This window comes from Holdemania sp. 1001302B_160321_E10 (assembly GCF_015552275.1).
Classification (GTDB): domain Bacteria; phylum Bacillota_I; class Bacilli_A; order Erysipelotrichales; family Erysipelotrichaceae; genus Holdemania.
The window spans coordinates 1-4,965 of sequence record NZ_JADNEM010000057.1 but is presented as its reverse complement, the minus strand read 5'-3'; the positions used below and the strand labels follow the sequence as shown (position 1 = coordinate 4,965).

Genomic DNA, 4,965 nt, shown 5'->3' with positions numbered 1-4,965 from the left:
AAAAAAGGCTCCCTGAGAAAGGGAACCGGAGAACCTGGCAACGAGCTACGTTCACTATGGCAGGCATAGCTATTCTCGCCGCGGAAATGCTTAACTTCTGTGTTCGGGATGGGAACAGGTGTGACCATTTCGCTATCGTCACCAGATCATTTCAGGATTATTCCCTGAAAACCAAATAACAGTTGCTTCCAGAAAGTCTTGCTCTTTCTTACTTCGTTATGAACGTTTTTTTCCTCATGTGATTAAATCCTCGACCGATTAGTATCAGTCAACTCCACACATCGCTGTGCTTCCATCTCTGACCTATCTACCTCGTCGTCTTCAAGGGGTCTTACTTTCTCTTGGAAATGGGAAATCTCATCTCGGAGTCGGTTTCACGCTTAGATGCCTTCAGCGTTTATCCGTTCCCCACTTAGCTACCCAGCTATGCATCTGGCGATACAACTGGTGCACCAGCGGTGGGTCCATCCCGGTCCTCTCGTACTAAGGACAGCTCTCCTCAAATTTCCTACGCCCACAACAGATAGGGACCGAACTGTCTCACGACGTTCTGAACCCAGCTCGCGTACCGCTTTAATGGGCGGACAGCCCAACCCTTGGAACCGAATTCAGCTCCAGGATGCGATGAGCCGACATCGAGGTGCCAAACCTCGCCGTCGATGTGAACTCTTGGGCGAGATCAGCCTGTTATCCCCAGGGTAGCTTTTATCCGTTAAGCGACGGCCATTCCATTCTGCACCGCCGGATCACTAATCCCGACTTTCGTCCCTGCTCGACTTGTCTGTCTTGCAGTCAAGCACCCTTCTGCATTTGCGCTCGTCGATTGATTTCCAACCAATCTGAGGGTACCTTTGGGCGCCTCCGTTACTCTTTAGGAGGCGACCGCCCCAGTCAAACTGCCCACCTGACACTGTCCCTTACCCAGCTCATGGATACAGGTTAGAATTTCAATCAACTAAGAGTGGTATCCCAACGTCGACTCCATTGAAACTGACGTCCCAACTTCTTCGTCTCCCACCTATCCTGTACATACTTGATCAAAACTCAATATCAGGCTACAGTAAAGCTCCATGGGGTCTTTCCGTCTAGTTGCGGGTAACCTGCATCTTCACAGGTACTAAGATTTCACCGAGTCTGCTGCCGAGACAGCGCCCAAATCATTACGCCTTTCGTGCGGGTCAGAACTTACCTGACAAGGAATTTCGCTACCTTAGGACCGTTATAGTTACGGCCGCCGTTCACTGGGGCTTCAATTCAATGCTTCGTCTTGCGACTAACATATCCTCTTAACCTTCCAGCACCGGGCAGGCGTCACCCCCTATACTTCGTCTTGCGACTTTGCAGAGAGCTGTGTTTTAGTTAAACAGTTGCTTGGGCCTCTTCACTGCGGCTCTTTCGAGCGCCCCTTCTTGCGAACGTACGGGGCTATTTTGCCGAGTTCCTTGGCAACAGTTCTCTCGCTCACCTTAGGCTTCTCGCCTTGACCACCTGTGTCGGTTTTGGTACGGGCCGCTCATCGATTATCGCTAGAAGCTTTTCTTGAAAGCTGGCATCGCCGTCTTCGCTACTTAGCTCGCGCTGTTCGCTCCCCATCACGCCTTCAGATTGACAGCCGGATTTGCCTGACTGCCTCCTACCTCGCTTGGTCCGGAATCCATTTACCGGTCCGGTTAGCCTTCTTTGTCACTCCATCACTCGATGCGCGGGTACAGGAATATCAACCTGTTTTCCATCGACTACGCTTTTCAGCCTCGCCTTAGGTCCCGACTTACCCAGGGCGGACGAACCTTCCCCTGGAATCCTTGGTCTATCGGTGTGCAGGATTCTCACCTGCATCTCGCTACTCACACCGGCATTCTCACTTCCATGCGCTCCACTGCTCCTTACGGTACAGCTTCTACGCCCATGGAACGCTCCCCTACCCAATGACCTGAGTCATTGCCATAGTTTCGGTATACCGCTTAGCCCCGGTTAATTTTCGGCGCAGGGTCACTCGACTAGTGAGCTGTTACGCACTCTTTGAAGGGTGGCTGCTTCTAAGCCAACCTCCTAGTTGTCTGTGCATCCCCACATCCTTTTCCACTTAGCGGTAATTTTGGGACCTTAACTGATGATCTGGGCTGTTTCCCTTTTGACCATGGACCTTATCACCCACAGTCTGACTGCCGAAGATGCTATAATGGCATTCGGAGTTTGATTTCATTCAGTACACCTTGACGGCGCCATCATGAATTCAGTGCTCTACCTCCACTACCCTTACTTCGACGCTAGCCCTAAAGCTATTTCGGGGAGAACCAGCTATCGCCGTGTTCGATTGGAATTTCTCCGCTAGCCACAACTCATCCGCCAACTTTTCAACGGGGGTCGGTTCGGTCCTCCATTTGGTTTCACCCAAACTTCAACCTGGTCATGGCTAGATCACTACGGCTTCGGGTCTATCTCATCGTACTGCCGCCCTGTTCAGACTCGCTTTCGCTTCGGCTCCGTGTCTTCCACTTAACCTCGCACGATAAGATAACTCGCCGGTTCATTCTACAAAAGGCACGACATCACCCCTTAACGGGCTCTGTCTTCTTGTAAGCATATGGTTTCAGGTTCTATTTCACTCCGCTCCCGCGGTTCTTTTCACCTTTCCCTCACGGTACTGGTTCACTATCGGTCATGTAGGAGTATTTAGCCTTTCCGGATGGTCCCGGATGCTTCCGACAAGGTTCCACGTGCCTCGCCGTACTCAGGATTCCACTAGGTCAGCTCCCAATTTCGATTACGGGGCTTGCACCCTCTTTGGCGGACCTTTCAATGTCCTTCTTCTATCGGTTACTGTACCACGTTGTGGTCCTACTACCCCAGCCCTAAGGCTGGTTTGGGCTCTTCCCCGTTCGCTCGCCGCTACTGAGGGAATCATTGTTATTTTCTTTTCCTCCAGGTACTAAGATGTTTCAATTCCCTGGGTTCTCTCCTCATGAGCTATGGATTTACTCATGGGTAACGCGACATTACTCGCGCTGGGTTTCCCCATTCGGAGACCGACGGATCGATGTGTGCTTACCACTCCCCGTCGCGTTTCGCCGTTAGCTGCGTCCTTCTTCTGCTCTACATGCCTAGGCATCCACCATACGCCCTTATTCATTTAATCACAGGTCCTCTGTCTTGACTGCGAGTCGTCCAGAGTTCCTTTCAATCTCTAATAAGAACTGTTCAACGTTCAACTTCAAATATCTTGTTCTGATTTTTGAAATCTTACAACTTTTCAGAAAGATCATGTCTTTCTATCTGTTTTCTGTTATTCGGTTTTCAAAGAACAATCACTGTCTGAGAAATCTTTCGATCTCTCAAAACTAAACAGGCTTACTTCCTCACAAATTCAACTTCTTTGTACGTCTTTCTCCTTAGAAAGGAGGTGATCCATCCCCACGTTCCCGTAGGGATACCTTGTTACGACTTAACCCCAATCATCAGCCCTACCTTCGACGGCTCCCTCCTCTTGCGAGGTTAGGCCACCGGCTTCGGGTATTGCCAACTCTCATGGTTTGACGGGCGGTGTGTACAAGGCCCGAGAACGTATTCACCGCGGCATGCTGATCCGCGATTACTAGCGATTCCGGCTTCATGAAGTCGGGTTGCAGACTTCAATCCGAACTGAGACGGACTTTCTGAGTTTTGCTCCACATCACTGTCTTGCTTCTCGTTGTATCCGCCATTGTAGTACGTGTGTAGCCCAGGTCATAAGGGGCATGATGATTTGACGTCATCCCCACCTTCCTCCGGTTTGTCACCGGCAGTCTCTCTAGAGTCCTCAACTCAATGTTAGTAACTAAAGACAAGGGTTGCGCTCGTTGCGGGACTTAACCCAACATCTCACGACACGAGCTGACGACAACCATGCACCACCTGTCTCCCTGATAACCTCCAACATATCTCTATGTCTTTGCAGGGGATGTCAAGACCTGGTAAGGTTCTTCGCGTTGCGTCGAATTAAACCACATACTCCACCGCTTGTGCGGGCCCCCGTCAATTCCTTTGAGTTTCACACTTGCGTGCATACTCCCCAGGCGGAGAACTTATTGCGTTAACTGCAGCACTGAGTTTCCCCAACACTTAGTTCTCATCGTTTACGGCGTGGACTACTAGGGTATCTAATCCTATTTGCTCCCCACGCTTTCGTGCATGAGCGTCAGTTACAGGCCAGGCAACCGCCTTCGCCACTGGTGTTCCTCCATATATCTACGCATTTTACCGCTACACATGGAATTCCATTGCCCTCTCCTGTACTCTAGTCTCTCAGTTTCTAAGGCTATATGGGGTTAAGCCCCACGCTTTCACCTTAAACTTAAAAAACCGCCTGCGCACCCTTTACGCCCAATAATTCCGGATAACGCTCGCCACCTACGTATTACCGCGGCTGCTGGCACGTAGTTAGCCGTGGCTTTCTGGTAAAGTACCGTCACTCCCATACCATTCCCTGTATGAGCCGTTCTTCCTTCACAACAGAGCTTTACAACCCGAAGGCCTTCTTCACTCACGCGGCGTTGCTCGGTCAGGCTTTCGCCCATTGCCGAAAATTCCCTACTGCTGCCTCCCGTAGGAGTTTGGGCCGTGTCTCAGTCCCAATGTGGCCGGTCACCCTCTCAGGTCGGCTACGTATCATCGCCTAGGTGAGCCGTTACCTCACCTACTAGCTAATACGCCATAAGCTCATCCATCCGTGTTGTATCCCAACTTTAATGATCAAGAGATGCCTCCCTATCACCTATCCGGTATTAGCAGTCGTTTCCAACTGTTATCCCAGGCCGATGGGCAGATTGCTTATGTATTACTCACCCGTTCGCCACTCCCGCTTGAAGACAAGTCCTCAAGCAAGCGTTCGACTTGCATGTATTAGGCACGCCGCCAGCGTTCATCCTGAGCCAGGATCAAACTCTCCATTTGTCAGAGTTTGTTAGCTCTTTGTTTTATCTTCACTAT

At 50.7% G+C, this 4,965-nt stretch carries 3 rRNA genes; all 3 read right to left on the bottom strand.

The window, feature by feature from the left end:
- Positions 1 to 32: 32 nt before the first annotated feature.
- Positions 33 to 146 (bottom strand): 5S ribosomal RNA (gene rrf, locus I2D94_RS17705).
- 92 nt (positions 147 to 238) lie between these two features.
- A 23S ribosomal RNA gene (locus I2D94_RS17700) occupies positions 239 to 3,136 on the bottom strand.
- Between the two features lie 257 nt (positions 3,137 to 3,393).
- Positions 3,394 to 4,929: ribosomal RNA gene (locus tag I2D94_RS17695) — 16S ribosomal RNA — on the bottom strand.
- The 16S, 23S and 5S rRNA genes sit together here, the layout of an rRNA operon.
- Between the last annotated feature and the right edge of the window lie 36 nt (positions 4,930 to 4,965).